Genomic DNA, 18,753 nt, shown 5'->3' with positions numbered 1-18,753 from the left:
AAAATTAAGGACTCGCTGTCGCTCGATTTGTTTGTTGGTGCAAATTCATCTCGCCACTAAAAGGCACGTCCGCCGTTACCTTCGGTAACTCTACTCGGACTCGCTTTATAGTGGGAGTCTTCTTTGCACATTTAAGATAACTGCAAGCGGTCGATGGGCTTGCGCCCCGCTCGGCTCTTGCGCTCTTTGGTCTCTAGTTGCCCTAAAGACTCCGCAAAGACCTCCCACGGGATGAGTGTATTGAGTAAACTCAGTCTGTCCATTGACGCTTCCAGGTTCTCTCGGCGGCGTTTGACCCGACCAAATCCCTTTGCCATGAGCTTTTTTCCTTGAGTCTTCCTCTTCTAGCCTCTCACCTTTTTCCCTGAAGGCTAGTTTTTTCTTTTTTTCGATGTGCCATTTAGATGCACAATCATTGAACTCATAATACACTGAGTAAAAACATTTAATCACTGGAGCCGGTTGATAATGGCGTATCAATCTCCGCAGAACTGTATTCCCAGTAACACAATCAGTGCAATAACCCTAAGCCCACAGGGAAACCACATCGCTGGAATCTGTGGCGATCGAGTTTTGGTTTGGGCTATACCATCTGCTTGTTTGCTCAAAAACATATTCCATCAAAGCAAGGTCACTTGTTTAGTCTTCTCACCAAATGGAGAGCTTTTAATTACGGGAGAAGCCAGCGGCGAGATTCATTCATGGAATGTACGCACTGGGAAAAAGGACAAGACATTTAAGCAGCATCAATCTGAGGTTACAGCAATTGTCACGCCAGATAATGACACGTTAATTAGTGCGAGTGATGATAAAACGATTCGGATCTGGCAACTGCGGACAGGGAAACTAGACAAAACTCTCAAAAAGCATACTGAATCCGTTAATTGTCTTGCGCTGAGTCCATCGGGTGAGATCTTGTTAAGTGGTAGCAAGGATCAAACAGTACGATTATGGCTCTGGCGAGAAGGGAAAAATTTTAAGACGCTGAAGGAAATTGGGAAGCCAGTTATTGCGATCGCAATCGATCCTCAATCTAAAGCAATCATTGCGCTCAGTCCTGAGGGAATTTTAAATTTCTGGAAATTGGAAACATCTAAGTTTTGGCAAAATTTTTGGGGATTTATTTTAAATACAGGATTTGGGATTCTGTTCTTAATGCTAGCACTTGCTACTTCTTTTATTTCAATGGCTGTAATTGGTGGTTTTTGGTTTATAACTCAAACAAAAGGGTTGAAGAAGGATGAGTCCTGGGTTAATGAATCGTTGAAACAAAACACCATTAAAATCGAACCTCACAATCCTACAAAAATTTATGTTGATTCAGGGAATTTAATCACTGATTGCACGGTTTACACAATTGTCAACAAAAAGAAAACAATTGAACTAAAATTATCTTCTCAAGTCGGATTGCTTAAAAACTATTATCCTGGCAAGCTCAATCAGATTTTATGGCAGATTCAGCATGATCGATTGTATATAGTTGGTGATCATTGGGGTGTGATCACGAATAGCAAGGGTGATCAACTCATTAAAATTCTTGAAGGTTCACCGATTTCTCTACTTGCTCAAATTCATATTGTTGAACCAGAAGATATTTTACAGCCGGGTCATCAATATCAATTATTCATAAAAGGAAAAGATCAAAAGGGTGAACCAATCAATATAACTTGGCCAATTGATTGGCAAGCCGATCAAGGAGTCATTGATCAAAATGGCAAGTTTACCGCTCCCCAAAAAGAATGTTCAGTTACAATTAAAGCAACTATTAGCTTTGTTTCCACTACATTACGGCTCCCAGTTCGAGAGAAAGCCTATTTAGCTCAGTTAAAAATTAAACCGGATGGTAATTGTCGATTGATGACTGGTGAGCAGATCCATTTTCAAGTACAGGGTTTTGATCAACGAGGAAAAGCATTCCCTATTGATAAAGTTCAGTGGTCAGTGAAAGGATCACAAAATCTGATCAATGAAGCTGGATTATTGATTGTTGGCAATATAGCTGGAATATTTACAGTGACAGCAAGGGTTAATGACATTGCTGCCACAAGAAAGTTTGAGGTTTATGAAAAACCGTCTTTAAGTCGGCTGAGGATTGATTTATCTCAATCAAATTTTTACCCAAATGAAAGCACTCAGTTGATCGTGAAAGGGTACGATCAGTATGGTAATCAATTTTCTGTTGATGATGTAAATTGGCAATGTTCTGAAGGGTTTGGGTGGATTGAAAATAATGTTTTCTTTGCCGGATCACAATTTGGAAATTGTACAATCACAGCATCGGTAGGAGATGTACAGAAACAGGTGACAATTGCGGTTTTAGAGCCGCCTCGCTTGGCACAATTGAATATCATCAATTCTGAATCAAGACTGTATTATGGTGAATGTGTATGGTTATCGGTTGAAGGTTTGGATCAGTATGGAAATTCAATTGCCGTTGACAATGTAGAATGGTCAAGTTCATCAGGCAGCATTTTGGAAAATTACTTTCAAGCAGGATATCAATCTGAAAGGGTTGCGATCACAGCACAATGTGGAAGTATAACTGACACAATTTGGCTACAAGTGTTTGAACCGCCTAGATTAGTTGAAGTTGCGATCGCCACACCAGACTCAACCGAAATTAATCCAGGGAAAAGCTATACTTTTGAAGCCTACGGTTTAGATCAGTATGGCAATCGATATGAACTGGATCAACCCCGCTGGTCAATTAAAGTTAATTCTCATCTCGGTTCGATCAATCAGGATGGTCGGTTCAAAGCAGATAGCGAAAGGTTTGGGAAATGTACTATTCAAGTTCAAGTTGATCAGTTTACCGCAACGCAAAAAATTATCATTCCCCGAATATTAACGGAGATCAAGATTTTTCCAACTCACAGTCAGCTACAACCCGAAGAGTATGAATATTTTAGCGTTGAAGGTTATGACCAAAGTGGTCTATTTATTGAGTTAAATGGCGTGTCATGGAATTGCGATCGCGGCGGTAATATTAATCAGCAAGGTATCTTTCGGGCGGGTTACGATGCGCGTTCCGTAATAGTACAAGCAACGTATGGGGAGCTTACCGATATTGTTGAGGTTGAATTATTACCCGTTTTACGACGCTTAGAGTTACGACCTTCTTCCGCTATTGTAGAACCAGGTTGTAAACAACAGTTTGAAGTGATAGGGCGCGATCAGTTTCGTGAAGAAATTGATCCTGGTTCTGTAGTTTGGAATGCGACGGGTGGAATCATCACTGAAGCAGGTCTGTATCAAGCCAATCACACGGCTAAAGGTGAGTATTGGGTGCGGGTGACATCGACAACTGCACCAAAATGGACAAGAACACCAAGACATATTTTTCGCACAGTTTCAATCATTAGCGAAATTGCTTCTTTTATTTTTAAACTTCTGGCTTATGAGGTCAAGACACTTCCTGGAGATCAGCATATTGAAGAAGTCCTGATGCCCGCTGATCAAGATGTTCAATCAACAACATCTGACTTGGTAAATGAGGAACAGAATAATTGTTTAGATAGCGTTAAAGGCTTACAAGGTTTGATTCGCGATCATCAGCACTTCTTTTATAAACAGCTTGGGAAATTTTTTTCCAAGGTTAGTCGTTTTTGTGGGCAGGAGGCTAATGCCAGAGTTAGCGAAGAAGCTGTGATTTTAATTCCGGCTGTATTGCGTGGACTCAAAATAGAACCGAACAACGTAATATTAACAGTTGATCAGCCTCAGCAATTCAAAGCCATCGGCTATGATCAACAAAAATGTAAAATTAATTTACCCAAAGATATAACATGGCATATTTCATCTGGAAAAATCAAGGTTGACCCTCAAACGTCTGATACTGTAGAAATACGGGTCGATAGGTTTGTTTCTTCAATTGATTTAGAGGTATCTACAAAGTCAATTTTTGCAAGACTGACGGTAGAAGTAGAACGGGTTATTTATTATTATGAAGCAAAAGAGATACCTTTAAAGCAGGATGCCATTGATAAAGAACCATCCACTGATGCTAATTTAGATCAAAAAGAAGAAATACTTGAGCAAGATTCCATTGATGAAGGCTTATCTGAACAATCATCCATAGATTCAGGTTCAGATTCAGGTTCAGATTCAGATTCAGATTCAGATTCAGATTCAGATTCAGATTCAGATTCAGATTCAGATTCAGATTCAGATTCAGATTCAGATTCAGATTCAGATTCAGATTCAGGATCGGGGGAAAGTTCAACTGTAAGAAGTCGTTCAATGAAGAAAGAGTGGCATACTCCTAGCAACATTGGATCTCGTAGTAATGATAGATTTGATTATGTCAAAATTAGTATCGCCTCTCCTGATCGCATCCGGCAATGGGGCGAGCGCACCCTCCCCAACAGTCAACTCGTCGGGGAAGTCACCAAACCCGAAACGATCAACTACCGCACCCTGAAGCCGGAAATGGATGGCTTGTTCTGTGAGCGCATTTTTGGCCCCGCGAAGGATTGGGAATGCCATTGCGGGAAATATAAGCGCGTTCGCCATCGCGGCATTGTCTGCGAACGCTGCGGCGTGGAAGTCACCGAATCCCGCGTCCGTCGTCACCGCATGGGCTACATCAAACTCGCCGCCCCCGTCACCCATGTGTGGTATCTCAAAGGGATTCCCAGTTATTTGAGCATCTTGCTCGACATAGCCCTGCGGGATGTAGAACAGATCGTCTACTTCAACGCCTACGTTGTCCTCGATCCCGGCAATGCCAGCAACCTCAGCTACCGCCAACTGCTCACCGAAGATCAGTGGCTCGAAATTGAAGAGCAACTCTACGAAGAAGAATCCCAACTCGAAGGCATCGAAGTGGGGATCGGAGCCGAAGCCGTCCAACGCTTGCTCGAAGAAATCAAACTCGAAGAAGAAGCAGAACGACTACGGGAAGAAATCGCCGGAGCCAAGGGTCAAAAACGCGCCAAGCTGATTAAGCGCCTGCGGGTGATTAATAACTTTATTGCTACAGGGGCACGGCCTGAATGGATGATTTTGTCTTACCTTCCGGTCATTCCTCCAGATCTGCGGCCCATGGTTCAACTCGATGGCGGCCGGTTTGCCACCTCAGATTTAAACGACCTCTATCGTCGGGTAATCAATCGCAATAATCGTCTCGCTCGCCTCCAGGAAATCCTTGCTCCGGAAATCATTGTCCGCAATGAAAAACGGATGTTGCAGGAGGCGGTAGACGCACTGATTGACAATGGCCGTCGGGGTCGCACTGTGGTAGGAGCGAATAACCGCCCCTTAAAATCCCTCTCAGACATCATCGAAGGGAAACAGGGTCGCTTCCGCCAAAACCTGTTAGGAAAACGGGTGGACTATTCCGGACGGTCTGTGATCGTGGTGGGGCCGAAGCTGAAAATTTATCAGTGCGGTCTACCCCGTGAGATGGCGATCGAACTCTTTCAGCCCTTTGTGATCCACCGGCTGATTAAAAGTGGCCTGGTGAACAACATCAAAGCGGCGAAAAAACTGATTCAGCGGGGCGATAGTGCCGTGTGGGATGTGCTTGAAGATGTGATCGTGGGCCACCCTGTCCTCCTGAACCGCGCCCCTACCCTCCACCGTTTGGGCATTCAAGCCTTTGAGCCGATTCTCGTCGAAGGCCGCGCCATCCAACTTCATCCCCTCGTTTGTCTCGCGTTTAACGCTGACTTTGACGGCGACCAGATGGCGGTACACGTTCCCCTTTCCATTGAAGCCCAAGCCGAAGCGCGGCTCTTAATGATGGCTTGCTACAATATCCTATCCCCCGCTACGGGGGAGCCGATTATCACACCTTCCCAGGATATGGTCTTGGGGTGCTATTACTTGACCCTGGAAAATCCTCAGTTTGTGCGAGACTCCTTAGTGACATCCGGTGATGAAGTGCTTGATCGCATTAAATCCGGTCTTGATCGTCGCTTTGCCTCCATGGATGATGCGTTACAGGCATTTGAGCAGGGCTGCCTCAATATTCACCAATATATTTGGCTTCGTTATAGCGGTGAGATTTTGGTCAGTGCCAAGGAGGAAGAAATCGCCGTAAACGCAGCAGAGATGGCCGGAATGCGCTGTTATGGCGATCGCCGGGGTGAATCTCATTATCTGCCGACACGATTAATCCGCACCGTCGAGAATCCGCAGGGTGAACCGTTCCAATTCCAATACGTCTATACCACCCCCGGCCGGATTATCTATAACAAGACCATTCAATCGGCATTACCAGATGAAGATCCTGATAGTTGAAAGACTGGTAAGCCAGATGGTAGTGCATTAATGCACTACCCCAAGAGAGCAACCGCCACACGATGGCATTGACCGGCCTTGATCTAGCCGCCCTTGGTTATAACGTCGGCACGTGAGCAGCCGTATGTTGCAGAATCATCATAAATATTCCTTGCCCAGAGAATGTCAATTATACTGAACGTACAGTGTGGGGAAAGGAGATTATCAAAATGTGGGAACGCTTAATTCTTGCGATGACGATGACAATATTACTTCATGTTTCGATGCAATCTCAACCCACTTCCGGCAATGCTTCACGGTCTTTCTTCTCTCACCAACAGCCTAGTTCTGAAAACGAATTTCAATTGATTTCTCGGGTTCAACCGAAACAATCGGACTCTTGTTCGCCTTCGACGACTCCGCTGTAAGTCGTGATCTAGCCTGGAGTAGGGCAGTGAGGGATCGTCAGAACCGCTGAAACTAGAAGCTGATCAGGGTTAAAACGTGAATCCAGTATTTCTCAAACCCAGTGAAGTCAGAATCCCCCGTTATAATCTTTGATTTAACGGCGAGAATGTCGAGGGTTCGATTTGCAGGGGCTAGTCTTCGTCTTTCCCGACTAACCCCTGCATCGCATTGACCAGGACGGAGAGGGCTTTGTCGTGGGCGTTGATTGTGTTTTCCATGTCGTCGAGTTGAAGTTTGATCACATCCACGTCTTTGCGGGCGCTTTCGATGTCTTGGGTGAGGTCTTCGGGGACGTTGGTTTGGAGTTGGTCGATGCGGGCTTCTAGGGTGCTGAGGGTTTCGGTTTCGAGTTGTTCGAGTTGGCGGCGATTGGTGGCGATCGCATCATCGTAGCGAGCGGCGGTAATTTGGGCATCTTTCAGATTCACGATCGCCCAGCCCAGAGCACCCCCCAAGACGGCGATCGCCCCCGCCGCCAAACCCGCCAACCAGAGAAAACGCCGCTTCAGTTGCAAAATTTCCCGATTGTAATAGTCCGAATCCGACAGCGCCACCAACTTCATTTCCCACAGATCCTGAGAGAGTTCCTCCACGGTTTTCGCCTCACCGTCGGCAAGGCGCATCAAGGACGATGCACCCGGATGCTGCGGGGCAGGCATCTCCTCTGGGGGGCGGGTGTGGGGATGGGGGAGGGGGACGAGATGCCCTTTTTTGCGGGGGGTTGGGGGTTGGGGCGTGAGGGAATCAGGGGGGCTAGTTTTACGGCGGGGGGGGCGTTGGGTGGGTTGAGTCGGAGGTGCGATCACCTCATCCCGGCGGGCCCCATCGCCCACCACCCCCGACAACACCGCCATCAAATCCGACAGCGAAATATACTGTTCATCAGCAGAACCTTGAGCGGTACTTTGCCGCTGCCCTGGCTTCCGTGCTTGTGCCATACCCCACCTGCCCCAACTGAAGACGCTTAGTTAATATTTGGGTTATCCGCTGCGGCGATTTCTTCTCGCAACTGTTGCCGACCGTTTTGCACCACCCGCAGCATATCGCTTAACTGCGTTTCTAACCGGGTCAGCACAGCGTCAGCGTAGTCATCCGCACCATCTTGGATGTCATCGCACTCATAGAGAACGTCTTGACGCATTTGTTCGAGTTCTTGCATCGCCTGCATCCGCATTTGCTCAATTTCCGCCGCTGTTTGCTGTTTCAGTTCTTCGTATTCCTGTTGGATCTGTTGGCGAATTTGGGCGGCTTCGGCTTCGGCTTGGCGTACCAAGCCGCTGTCATTGAGGAGTTGGGCGGCTTGATTTTGGGCCGTGGCGATGATTTCCTGGGCGTATTCTTCGGCTTGGAGGAGGATTTCTTCTTTTTGGCGAATGATCGCGATCGCCTGCTCAAACGCCACCGGCAAATTCACCCGGATCACATCTAAATGATCGAGCAATTGTTCCTCGTCCACTACCGTTTTGCGGGTAAACGGAACGCGAGGATTATCTAAAATGAGTTCTTCGAGGCGATTCAACTCCGTCTGCACATCGTAGCCCAGCGGATGCGACTCACCTAGGGGCGTTTGAGGATTCACTTGATTGTTGTATTCAGCGTCACTGCGGGGGGAGTCTTGTTGAAGCATCGGTAGATATCTTGGGCAACGTTGACAGGAACAAGGTGATCGACAACACCACCAAACTGGGCAATCTCTTTAACCACGCTACTACTTAAAAAACTATACTCGGTTGACGTAGCTAAAAAAATGGTTTCCAACTCTTTACACAACGTTGTGTTCGTGTGGGCCATTTGTAACTCTTTTTCAAAGTCAGAGAGAACCCGTAGCCCCCGTAAAATTGCGCCTGCATTGCGTAACCTTGCATAGTCTACTGTTAACCCTGAGAAACTCTCAACCGTGACATTGGGTAGATGCTGGGTGCAGGCTTCGATCTGGACGAGTCGATGGGGCACAGGAAACAGCGGCGACTTTTGCGGATTACACAGGACAGCAACAATAATGCCCTCAAACAGGCGACTCCCTCGCTCAATAATGTCAAGGTGTCCTAATGTAATGGGATCAAAGCTGCCGGGGTAGATGGCAATCACGGTTGTGCAATCGTCGATCTGGAGGACAGGGAAATTTGGAATATGTGGCGATTATAGCCTGCTTCGCTGGTGACGACAGAGGATTCTGCAAAACAGGGGGCGGCCGCGATCGCTGTTTCTCGAAAAGTAGTTATCAGGATGGGGCGGCGATCGCGAGAATGGGGGCAGCGAGACCCAGAGGATTGTGATAATTTGTTACAACAAATGATGATCTCCAACTCCCGCAGCGAACAGCCCCTATGCCTGACCTCAACCTTGCCCCTGAGACCCTCGAAACACCATTGCTCGGCGATCCCCTAGGGATGAGCAGCCCGATCGCACCCCGCCAGGGCTTTGCGAAACGTCACATCTCGTGACTCTTTTTCTGCGGGGCTACCCGGTACAATGTCCGGAGCAAACTGCTCAATGAGATCAATTTCAGCCCATTTCCTTGAGATGCCGTTAGACTATTTGATCGCGCCGACCTTCCCGTTTAACCCTGCGTTGCAGGTGTTACTCGTGGCGTTAGATCATTATCTCCTCAGCCTCTACCCCGATGACACGAATCACCTCCTCACACTGGAGGCCCTACGAGACCCCACCTTAACGTTTTGGCTAGCGCAAAACCGCCATACCGGCCAGCCCTTGGGCTGTGTGGCTCTACGGACGATTGCGCCCCAAACTGGGGAGGTGAAACGGCTGTATGTGATCCCTGCGGCGCGGGGTCAGGGGATTGGGGTGCAATTGATGCAGGTGCTGGAGCAGAGGGCGCGATCGCAGGGCTTGAAGCATCTTCAGTTAGAAACCGGCGAGTTACTGGCCCCATCGGTGCGACTGTATGAACGGTGTGGATTTAGGCCCTGTGGCCGGTTTGGAAACTATCCCGATGATCCGCGATCGCTGTTTCTCGAAAAGTGGTTCTAGCGAGTGATCGCCACAGGGGGTAGGGGTTGGGATCAAAAGATTGTGATAATTTGTTACAACAAATGATGATCTCCAACTCCCGCAGCGAACAGCCCTTATGCCTGACCTCAACCTTGCCCCTGAGACCCTCGAAACACCATTGCTCGGCGATCCCCTAGGGATGAGCAGCCCGATCGCACCCCGCCAGGGCTTTGCGAAACGTCACATTGGGATTACGCCAGAAACCGAAGCCCAGATGGTGAAGGCGTTGGGCTATCAGAGTGTGGATGAGTTGATTTATCATGCTGTGCCCCAGGGGATTCGGTTGCAGCGATCGCTCCATCTCCCCCCGGCAAAATCGGAGCATGAGGCCCTAGCGAGTTTGAAAGCGATCGCCGCTCAAAACCAGGTCTATCGCTCCCTGATCGGCATGGGTTACCACGCCTGCATCACCCCCCCAGTGATTCAGCGCAACATTTTAGAAAATCCCGGTTGGTACACCGCCTACACCCCCTATCAAGCGGAAATTGCCCAAGGTCGCCTCGAAGCCCTGCTCAATTTCCAAACCATGATCATTGATCTCACGGGTCTCGACATCGCCAACGCCTCTCTCCTCGACGAAGGAACCGCCGCCGCCGAAGCCATGACCCTGAGCTACGGCATCAGCAAAAACAAATCCAATCGCTTCTTCATCTCCGAAGCCTGCCACCCCCAAACCATTGACGTGGTGATGACACGGGCCCAACCCCTCGGCATTGAGGTGATCATTGGCGATCATGGCGAGATGGACTTCACGGCAACGCCGGTTTTTGGTGCGTTGTTGCAATATCCCACCACCGACGGCATTGTGTTGGACTATCGCCCCTGTATTGAACGGGTACATGGGGTGGGCGGACTCGTCACCCTCGCCGCTGATCCCCTCGCCTTGGCCCTGTTAACGCCGCCCGGTGAATTGGGGGCCGATATTGCCGTTGGGAGTACCCAGCGGTTAGGGGTTCCCCTCGGTTTTGGCGGCCCCCATGCGGCCTATTTTGCGACGAAAGAGGCCTACAAGCGGCAAGTGCCGGGGCGCATCGTTGGGGTGTCGCGGGATGCTCAGGGCCAACCGGCGCTGCGCTTGGCGTTGCAGACCCGTGAGCAGCATATTCGGCGGGATAAGGCGACGAGTAATATTTGTACGGCGCAGGTGTTGTTGGCGGTGATTGCGTCGATGTATGCGGTGTATCACGGCCCTGATGGGTTGAAGGCGATCGCCCAAACGATTCACGATCGCGCCGTTCTCCTGGCTGCGGGCCTGCGCCGTTTAAACTATTCCATCCCCGATCTGCCCATTTTCGACTCCGTTTGTGTGGGGGTGGGGGAAGCCAGCGCCCCCCTTCTCCTCGCCGCAGCGGCAGAGCGTGGGTTTAACCTGCGCTTGATGGAGCCGGGGCATTTGGTGATCGCCTGCGATGAATTGACCACCGAGGCCGAGATTGAAACCCTGTGGCGGATTTTTGCCAATCGTGACGATCTGCCCTTTAGCGTTGCGGATTTTGAGGTGACAGCCTTGGGGCATTATGCCGCTGACTTGACGCGGACCAGTGCCTTTTTACAAGACCCGATCTTCAACAGTCACCATTCCGAAACCGAACTGCTGCGCTATCTCCACCACCTCGAACAGAAGGATCTCTCCCTCACCACCTCGATGATCCCCCTCGGTTCCTGCACGATGAAACTGAATGCAGCGGCGGAAATGTTCCCGGTGACTTGGCCTGAATTTGGGCAGATTCACCCCTTTGCGCCGCGATCGCAAACCCAAGGCTATCAAACCCTCTTTGAGCAACTGGAAACCTGGCTCGCGGAAATTACCGGATTTGCCGGGGTGTCGCTGCAACCCAACGCCGGATCACAAGGGGAATATGCCGGGTTACAGGTGATCCGAGCCTACCATCGCGATCGCGGCGATCTCCATCGCAATATTTGCCTGATTCCCGAATCCGCCCACGGCACGAACCCCGCCAGCGCCGTGATGTGCGGCATGAAAGTCGTGCCGGTGCAATGCGATAAAAACGGGGATATTGACCGGGCGGATTTGACGAAACAACTCGAAAAACACCGCGACAACCTCGCCGCCTTAATGGTGACCTATCCCTCCACCCACGGTGTGTTTGAGGCGGGGATTGATGAAATTTGCGCCCTGATTCATGCAGCCGGTGGGCAAGTTTACATGGACGGCGCGAATATGAATGCCCAAGTGGGCCTCTGTCGGCCGGGGGATTTTGGGGCCGATGTCTGCCATCTCAATCTCCATAAAACCTTCTGTATTCCCCATGGGGGCGGCGGCCCTGGGGTGGGGCCGATTGGCGTGGCGGCGCATTTATTGCCCTACCTGCCGGGCCATCCGATCGCAGAGCTAGGCCATGCCAAGGCGATTGGTGCGATCGCCGCTGCGCCCTGGGGCAGTGCCAGCATTTTGGTGATCTCCTGGATGTATATCGCCATGATGGGAGCCGAGGGCCTCACCGATGCCACCAAAATCTCCATCCTCAGCGCCAACTACATCGCCCAGCAACTCGACGCAGCCTATCCCATCCTGTTCAAAGGTGCATCGGGCCTCGTCGCCCATGAATGTATCATCGACCTCCGCCCCTTGAAAAAGCACGGCATTGAAGTGGATGACATTGCCAAACGCCTGATGGACTATGGATTTCACGCGCCAACCATGTCCTGGCCCGTGATTGGCACGATGATGATCGAACCCACAGAAAGCGAGTCCTTGACTGAACTGGATCGCTTCTGTACGGCGATGCTATCCATTCGCGCCGAAGCTGAAGCGGTGATCCAAGGCAACGCCGATCCCCAGGATAATCCCCTCAAGCACGCGCCCCACACGGCCCCGGTGGTGATTTGCGGTGACTGGAACCATGCCTATAGCCGCGAGGTGGCGGCCTATCCTGCGCCCTGGCTCAAGTCCCATAAATTCTGGCCCACGGTGGGCCGGGTGGACAATGCCTATGGCGATCGCAACCTCGTCTGTTCCTGCGTCGGCATGGATGCCTACACCGAGGCATGAGACAAATAATCCTGAAAAGCAATCGTTTATACTGAAGAACAGATACATTACGTGGTCACACCTCCTTTGGAAAGAGTGGCCACGTTTTGAGGTCGTAGCGATTCCTGGTCTGTTCTGAAACAAAGCTGGTCTACGCCATTATCGCGTCGTCAATCCTGTTGGTGGGATAATCTACCCATAAGAAATGAAGCCAACTATAGGAATAATCAAGGGAATTGTAGAGAGAAAAACGCTGACCACGGTCAGGGTTTTGACTAGATCTAGCTGCTTAATTGCCCATGTAGCCTACTTGGATGTTTTAATCCTTCAAAAAAATAGGTTCCAGGTCAAACCTGTCTAAATCTTCAAAGTCTAAATCTTCAAAACAGTTATCAATGCGGCGTGTGGATGGGGTGTCCTGTCTTCCCAATATATCCAAACCTTAAGAAAATACGCATCAAATCATGTACACTGAGTTTTCCCATTCCGATATCAAAAATCAGGATTCTGTCCAGATTGAAGGATTACTGAATCGGATTAGTTGCCAAATCTTAAGCTCCTTAGAGCTTGACAATATTTTGGCGGTGACTGCGACAGAAGTCCGGCATTTTTTGGATGTTGATCGGATCAAACTCTATCGCTTTTCTCCCAACGGTGACGGTCAAGTCATCGCTGAATCAATTGATCAAAATCGTCTCCCGTCCCTGCTGGGCTTAAACTTCCCCGCCGATGATATTCCAGAAGAGGCCCGTGTTCTGTTCAAAACGGCGCGGATGCGGTCTGTGGTGAATGTGGCAGAGGCGCAAATTGGCCAAGGCTTTCGCCAAGATCCGGAAACTGGGGCAGAGATTAATGAAGACATTCGCTTTCGTCCCCTTGACCCCTGTCATCAGGATTACCTGACGGCCATGGGGGTTCAGTCCTCTCTCGTTGTGCCCATTCCCCAGGGTGATGAGCTGTGGGGTCTGCTGGTGGCGCATCACTCTGAACGTTGGGCGGCATCCCCCGCGCAAATGCAAGGGATTCAAATGGTGGTGGATCAACTGGCGGTGGCGATCGCGCAAGATCACCTCTTGCAACGGGCTAGCGTTCAAGCCCAACAGGAATCGATCCTCAACCAGGTGGCTCGCACTCTCCACAGCATCACAACGATTGATCTGAAAACCGCCCTCAACACCACTGTGCAAGCCTTGGACGGTTGCGGCGGTCGTCTATTCATCAATCGCACGATGCTTGAAGCCATCATTACCCATCGATCCGATGCCGAAATTATGGCCTGTCCCTTCGATCAGTTTGAACTGATTACGGAAGGAACACAACCGGCGATTCCGTCGGGCCAACGCTTCACCGAAATCGAGCAATCCAGTGCTTGGTATAGCCTCCTTCAAACCTGTGATCAACCCAGTTGGGCGGTGGAAAATCTCTACACCGTGTCCCAATTTCGTAACCTTCAGCCGTCATTCCGGGCGACCTCGATTCGGGGCATGGTCGTGCTCCCACTCAAGCGCGATCGCTATACCTTTGGTTACCTAACCATTTTCCGGCCTGAAATTGCCACCGAAACCCTGTGGGCAGGGGAATTCAACCCGGATCAGCGTCAAATGCAACCGCGCCTCTCCTTTGACATCTGGAAAGAGTCCAAACAGGGCCAATCGCAACCCTGGACGGAGGGCGATCTGCAACTCGCACAACGCCTCAGCCAAGAATTCGCCGCCGCCATTCACCAACAGGAACTCTATCAGCACGTTCGACGCTTTAACAGTGACCTCGAACAACAAGTCCAAGAACGCACAGCCAGCCTACAAACAACAGTGGCGAAGCTGCGAGACACCCATTTACAACTCAGTCAAGCCGAAAAAATGTCAGGTCTGGGGCAGTTAATCACGGGGGTTTGTTACGAAATCACGAATCCTGTGAATTTTATTTCCGGTAATTTAAAACATGCGCAGCAGTACTTTGAAGACTTGATTGATTTGGTCACGGTGTATCAAAAAATTTCGGGGGATCAGCCTGAGATTCAAACCCAAGAAAATGCGGTGGATTTAAACTTTCTGTCTACGGATTTTCCCCGTTTAATTGGTTCCATGCAAACCGGAGCCGATCGCATTCATAAGGTCGTCCGTGCCTTAATCACTTTTGCAAATCATGACCAGTCCGAATTAAAAACGGTGGATATTCATGAGGGCATTGAGAGTATTTTGCTCATTTTGCATCATCGTACCAAGGCGAAAACCGATACACCGGGCATTGATGTGATTAAACACTATGGTGAATTGCCGCAGGTGCAATGCTATGTTAGCCAACTGAATCAGGCAATGATGAACTTGATCAATAATGCGATTCAGGCGATCGAAATGCGCTGGTTAATGACCGAAACTCCGATCCAGGGAGAATTAACGATTACGACTGAGGTGGTTCCTGTGGATGAGTTGGCGGGGCAATTACCGCGAATTCGGATTCGGATTCAGGATAATGGCTGTGGGATGACGGATACGGTTCAATCGCATATTTTTGAGCCGTTTTTCACGACGAAACCCGTGAATCAAGGCACAGGTTTGGGGCTTTCCATTTGTCAGCATATTATTGCCGAGCGCCATGGGGGGAAGCTGACTTGCCGGTCAACGGTGAGCGAGGGCAGTGAGTTTTGTATTGAAATTCCGACCTAGCGCAGCGTCAATGCCAAGAATCAGGGTGTTTGTCGGGTGCTGTTAGCGAAGCGTAACGCACCGTTACGTTGAGCGTTGGCATTCAATACAATCCGAATATTAAGTCTTGACTCTGTACTCGTGCATTGGTGGGTTACGGCGGATTTTCAAATGCAGTGATAGCATGGGTTTTAGCCGCCGAACCCACCCCACAATAAAGCCTGATTTTAGCTGTGTCATGGCACGACTGGTTACGGGTGAGAATGCTTGGATTGCTGGGATTGGGTGCGATGGGAGAGAATGGGGGGATTGTTGCTGAGGGAGCAGGATGGTGGATTACGGAAGTTTTCAGCAGTTTTTTGAGCATTGTGTGGGGGATTGGAGTACGGAGCGGACGTATCATTACCTGATGCGGCAGGAGGTGGAGCGATCGCACACAGATTTTCAGATTGCCCGCCTCACCCCAGAGCTTAAACAAAAGGTGTTGACCGATAATGCCTACGAGTCGCCGCCGGATTTAGCCAGACTCGAAGGGTTTAGTCTGTCTTTTCAAACGGTGTCGGAGCATGGCGATCGCGTCTCCCAAACCCTGAATATTCTCTTTGTGCCCACCCAAACCGAGGGAATTTATCTGAGTGGGGACTATTTGCGCGATCGCGCCTATGAAGAATCGCGCCCCATCGTCTCCCACTTTCGCTTCGACACCACCAGCCGCGAACTGTTGATGACCACCCACTACAGCCAAGTGGTTTCCGTCGATTCCATTACCCTGATTAACCCCACCCTGCGCATCCGCCGCATTTTCAACTACACCCGCCCCCCTGAAGGCGAACCCCGGACGGAAATGCGCCTTGTCGGGTTTGGCGTGGAACAGAAAACGGCATAATGGGAAACAGAATCCCCAGGATTCAGCCTTGGTTCACCCCTTATTGATGGAGTCAATTCCGCAAAAACTATGGATGCAATGGAATTTTTTCGGCAGAGTGCGGGACAGTGGCGATCGCAACGCACCACCCATCACCTCCCCTTTCGCCGCGCTGAAAACGGTGGGTCAATGATCACCGTGGAAACCCTCCCCGCCGACGATCCCCGCATCATCGAAATCTGTCAGATGCACAACGAAGACCCCGCCCAAAGCATCGGCGGCTCCTTCGTCACCTGGAACGGCGCGATGGCCTGGGATAAAGAAGGCGAAGACCACAAAGGCGAAACCGTGTTTGCCCTCATCCCCGACCCCGACAACCCCCGCAACGGCAAACTGCTGCGCGAACGGGGCTACGCCGAAATCGTCCCCGTCGCGGGCCGCTTTGAAATGGACGAGGATGATGCCCTCAACCTAATCACCGAATACGAAACCATGAGCGTCATCGAACGCTTTTGGTTCGCCACCCCTGACCTCCGCCTCCGCACCAGCACCGTTAAACGGTTTGGTGGCTTCAACACCGCCACCTTCTGCGCCGAAGCCCGGATCAGCGACACCGACACCCCGCCAGAGTCCGATACGCCAACCGCCGCCCCCCTGCCCGCCCTCTCCGGCTGGTAATCTCGCCCCATCCTTTGCCCCCACGCTGATCATGAAAGTTCTGCAAATTGTCCCCTCCATTTCCCTGGTGTATGGGGGGCCGAGCCAGATGGTGCGGGGGCTGTCGGCGGCCCTGGCGCGGCAGGGGGTTGAGGTGGAAATCCTGACCACCGATGCCAATGGCGATGTGGGTCAAGCGCCCCTGGATGTGCCCCTCAATCAACCCGTGGCAGCAGACGGCTACACCGTGCGTTATTTTCGCTGTGCTCCCTTCCGGCGCTACAAATTTTCCTGGGGGCTGTTGCAGTGGTTGCGCCGCCATGCTTCAGAATACGACCTCGCCCATGTTCACGCCCTGTTTTCGCCGGTGAGTAGTGCGGCGGCGACGATCCTGCGCTGGCAGGGGTGTCCCTATGTGCTGCGACCCTTGGGAACCCTCGACCCCCAAGATCTCCAAAAAAAACGCCGCCTCAAAGCCCTCTACGGCCATGGCATTGAGCGGCCTAACATAGCGGGGGCGGCGGCGGTGCATTTCACCAGTACCACCGAGGCGGAAACCTCCCATCGTTATGGGGTGAGCAGTCAGGATTGGGTGATTCCCTTGGGGGTGACGCTGCCGGAATTGCCGGAACAGGGGGAGGCGCGATCGCGCTGGCACATTGCCCCCGATCGCCCCCTCTTGGTCTATATGTCCCGGCTTGATCGCAAAAAAGGGATTGAATTATTAATTACGGCTTTAGCGCGGCTCCAAGGTGAGGGCGTGCCGTTTCACTTCGTCCTCGCCGGGTCGAATAGCCAAGATCCCGGCTATGAACAGGAACTACGGCAGCGAATCGAAGCCGCCGGACTCATGGCCCAGACAACGATCGCCGGGTTTGTCCAAGGCACAGAAAAAACCGCCTTACTCCAGGATGCAGATCTGTTTGTGTTGCCGTCCTACTATGAAAATTTCGGCATCGCGGTGGCGGAGGCGATGGCGGTGGGTACGCCCGTTGTGGTGTCCAATGGGGTAGACCTCTGGCCCGCCGTGGAGCGGGCCGAGGCGGGCTGGGTGACGCGGCCAGAAGTGGAGGCGCTGACGGATTCTCTACGAGTCGCCTTGAGCGATCGCACCGAACAAGCCCGCCGGGGTCGCAATGCCTTGCAACTGGTGCAAAACGATTACAGTTGGGATGCGATCGCCACCCAAATGATTGCCGCCTATCGCACCATCATCCCCACCAACGCCGCCTAAATCTCCCCAGTCCGCCGCTGTTCGGCCCCCGAATGCCGACATAATAGGTTCATCAGCACTCATTTGGAGCCATGAAACAGACGACCCTCTTTGCGATCGCGCCGCAGTCATCCCCATGTTGAGCAGGCAATCTATGAACAGTTGCAGCAGGATTGTGCCTATTTGGCCGATGCCTTGTCCGCCGTTGACCCCCGTAATCCATTGGTGGTGCAGCGCCATTACACCACCACCGGAACCCTCCGTTATTTTGAGCAACGCTATGGAGACAGCCGCACAAACTGGGCAACCTTGCGCTGTGCGATCGCAACTCATGACGGTTTGATTCTGCATTAGATGAATCACGTTCTTCCGGAGGCAATTCCGGCTCTGACCTGCGCAAACGGCGGGCGCTTAGTCCGGTATCGCAGCACGTTCCGTTTAGATGCTTGACTAAGCACACTTGATAATTTACACTATAGGTAATAAAACCCGCCAAGGCTATGCTATCAGCACCCTCAAATAGGCGGGTTCCTCTTTGGTTATCTTAAATGTGCAAAGAAGACTCCCACTATAAAGCGAGTCCGAGTAGAGTTACCGAAGGTAACGGCGGACGTGCCTTTTAGTGGCGAGATGAATTTGCACCAACAAACAAATCGAGCGACAGCGAGTCCTTAATTTT

11 protein-coding genes and 1 pseudogene are annotated in these 18,753 nt (G+C 50.9%); 9 read left to right on the top strand and 3 right to left on the bottom strand.

Annotated elements, in window-relative coordinates; translation table 11 throughout:
* Positions 1–468 precede the first annotated feature (468 nt).
* Together PN477_RS05160 and PN477_RS05155 are read left to right on the top strand one after the other, a co-directional pair.
* Positions 469–942: pseudogene (locus PN477_RS05160) on the top strand (WD40 repeat domain-containing protein); the annotation flags it as partial.
* Positions 943–4,239: 3,297 nt separating this feature from the next.
* Positions 4,240–6,243, top strand: a complete 2,004-nt coding sequence (locus PN477_RS05155; protein WP_272117180.1) for a DNA-directed RNA polymerase subunit gamma — start codon at positions 4,240–4,242, stop codon at positions 6,241–6,243.
* Positions 6,244–6,821: 578 nt separating this feature from the next.
* On the opposite strand, the gene PN477_RS05150 is transcribed toward PN477_RS05155, so the two are convergent.
* Genes PN477_RS05150 through coaD form a run of 3 tightly spaced genes read right to left on the bottom strand, consistent with a single transcriptional unit; the run spans position 6,822 to position 8,778 of the window.
* The gene (locus tag PN477_RS05150; RefSeq protein WP_272117178.1) at positions 6,822–7,628 is read right to left on the bottom strand and encodes a coiled-coil domain-containing protein; all 807 of its coding nucleotides are present in this window, start codon (positions 7,626–7,628) and stop codon (positions 6,822–6,824) included.
* Between the two features lie 26 nt (positions 7,629–7,654).
* Positions 7,655–8,317 (bottom strand): ATP synthase subunit B family protein, encoded by a 663-nt coding sequence (locus PN477_RS05145; RefSeq protein ID WP_272117175.1) that lies wholly within the window; start codon positions 8,315–8,317, stop codon positions 7,655–7,657.
* Positions 8,266–8,778: a pantetheine-phosphate adenylyltransferase gene (coaD, locus tag PN477_RS05140; RefSeq protein WP_272117172.1), complete on the bottom strand. Its 513-nt coding sequence runs from the start codon at positions 8,776–8,778 to the stop codon at positions 8,266–8,268. The genes PN477_RS05145 and coaD overlap by 52 nt, the downstream gene beginning before the upstream one ends.
* 405 nt (positions 8,779–9,183) lie before the next feature.
* Between coaD and PN477_RS05135 the strand changes: the two genes are divergently transcribed.
* From PN477_RS05135 to PN477_RS05105, 7 genes are all read left to right on the top strand, one after another.
* Positions 9,184–9,681, top strand: a complete 498-nt coding sequence (locus PN477_RS05135) for a GNAT family N-acetyltransferase (protein WP_272147043.1) — start codon at positions 9,184–9,186, stop codon at positions 9,679–9,681.
* A gap of 97 nt (positions 9,682–9,778) precedes the next feature.
* On the top strand, positions 9,779–12,715 hold the full coding sequence (gcvP, locus tag PN477_RS05130; RefSeq protein WP_272117167.1) for an aminomethyl-transferring glycine dehydrogenase: 2,937 nt from the start codon (positions 9,779–9,781) through the stop codon (positions 12,713–12,715).
* Between the two features lie 443 nt (positions 12,716–13,158).
* On the top strand, positions 13,159–15,360 hold the full coding sequence (locus tag PN477_RS05125; protein WP_272117164.1) for a GAF domain-containing sensor histidine kinase: 2,202 nt from the start codon (positions 13,159–13,161) through the stop codon (positions 15,358–15,360).
* 307 nt (positions 15,361–15,667) lie between these two features.
* Complete coding sequence (locus PN477_RS05120) at positions 15,668–16,225, top strand: phycobiliprotein lyase (RefSeq protein ID WP_272117161.1); 558 nt, start codon at positions 15,668–15,670, stop codon at positions 16,223–16,225.
* 69 nt (positions 16,226–16,294) lie between these two features.
* Positions 16,295–16,882, top strand: coding sequence for a phycobiliprotein lyase (locus PN477_RS05115; protein ID WP_272117159.1), 588 nt, complete (start codon positions 16,295–16,297; stop codon positions 16,880–16,882).
* A gap of 31 nt (positions 16,883–16,913) precedes the next feature.
* Entirely contained in the window at positions 16,914–18,095 is a 1,182-nt protein-coding gene (gene hpsP / locus PN477_RS05110; protein ID WP_272117157.1) for a hormogonium polysaccharide biosynthesis glycosyltransferase HpsP, read from the top strand.
* Positions 18,096–18,185: 90 nt separating this feature from the next.
* Positions 18,186–18,428 carry a hypothetical protein gene (locus tag PN477_RS05105; RefSeq protein ID WP_272117155.1) on the top strand — a complete coding sequence of 81 codons (243 nt, stop codon included), beginning with the start codon at positions 18,186–18,188 and terminating at the stop codon, positions 18,426–18,428.
* Positions 18,429–18,753 lie beyond the last annotated feature (325 nt).

It is taken from the genome of Spirulina subsalsa CS-330, from assembly GCF_028330765.1.
Taxonomy (GTDB): Bacteria; Cyanobacteriota; Cyanobacteriia; order Cyanobacteriales; family Spirulinaceae; genus Spirulina; species Spirulina subsalsa_A.
Note: the sequence above shows the minus strand (reverse complement) of the source record. Positions and strands in the feature narration are given on the sequence as shown.

What these genes read in the sequence shown, in the direction of transcription:
- PN477_RS05135 (WP_272147043.1), top strand. Translation starts at nt 9,184, where the DNA reads ATGAGATCAATTTCAGCCCATTTCCTTGAGATGCCGTTAGACTATTTG.
- hpsP (WP_272117157.1), top strand. Translation starts at nt 16,914, where the DNA reads ATGAAAGTTCTGCAAATTGTCCCCTCCATTTCCCTGGTGTATGGGGGG.
- PN477_RS05145 (WP_272117175.1), bottom strand. Translation starts at nt 8,317, where the DNA reads ATGCTTCAACAAGACTCCCCCCGCAGTGACGCTGAATACAACAATCAA.
- PN477_RS05155 (WP_272117180.1), top strand. Translation starts at nt 4,240, where the DNA reads ATGAAGAAAGAGTGGCATACTCCTAGCAACATTGGATCTCGTAGTAAT.
- PN477_RS05125 (WP_272117164.1), top strand. Translation starts at nt 13,159, where the DNA reads ATGTACACTGAGTTTTCCCATTCCGATATCAAAAATCAGGATTCTGTC.
- PN477_RS05120 (WP_272117161.1), top strand. Translation starts at nt 15,668, where the DNA reads ATGGTGGATTACGGAAGTTTTCAGCAGTTTTTTGAGCATTGTGTGGGG.
- PN477_RS05150 (WP_272117178.1), bottom strand. Translation starts at nt 7,628, where the DNA reads ATGGCACAAGCACGGAAGCCAGGGCAGCGGCAAAGTACCGCTCAAGGT.
- gcvP (WP_272117167.1), top strand. Translation starts at nt 9,779, where the DNA reads ATGCCTGACCTCAACCTTGCCCCTGAGACCCTCGAAACACCATTGCTC.
- PN477_RS05115 (WP_272117159.1), top strand. Translation starts at nt 16,295, where the DNA reads ATGGATGCAATGGAATTTTTTCGGCAGAGTGCGGGACAGTGGCGATCG.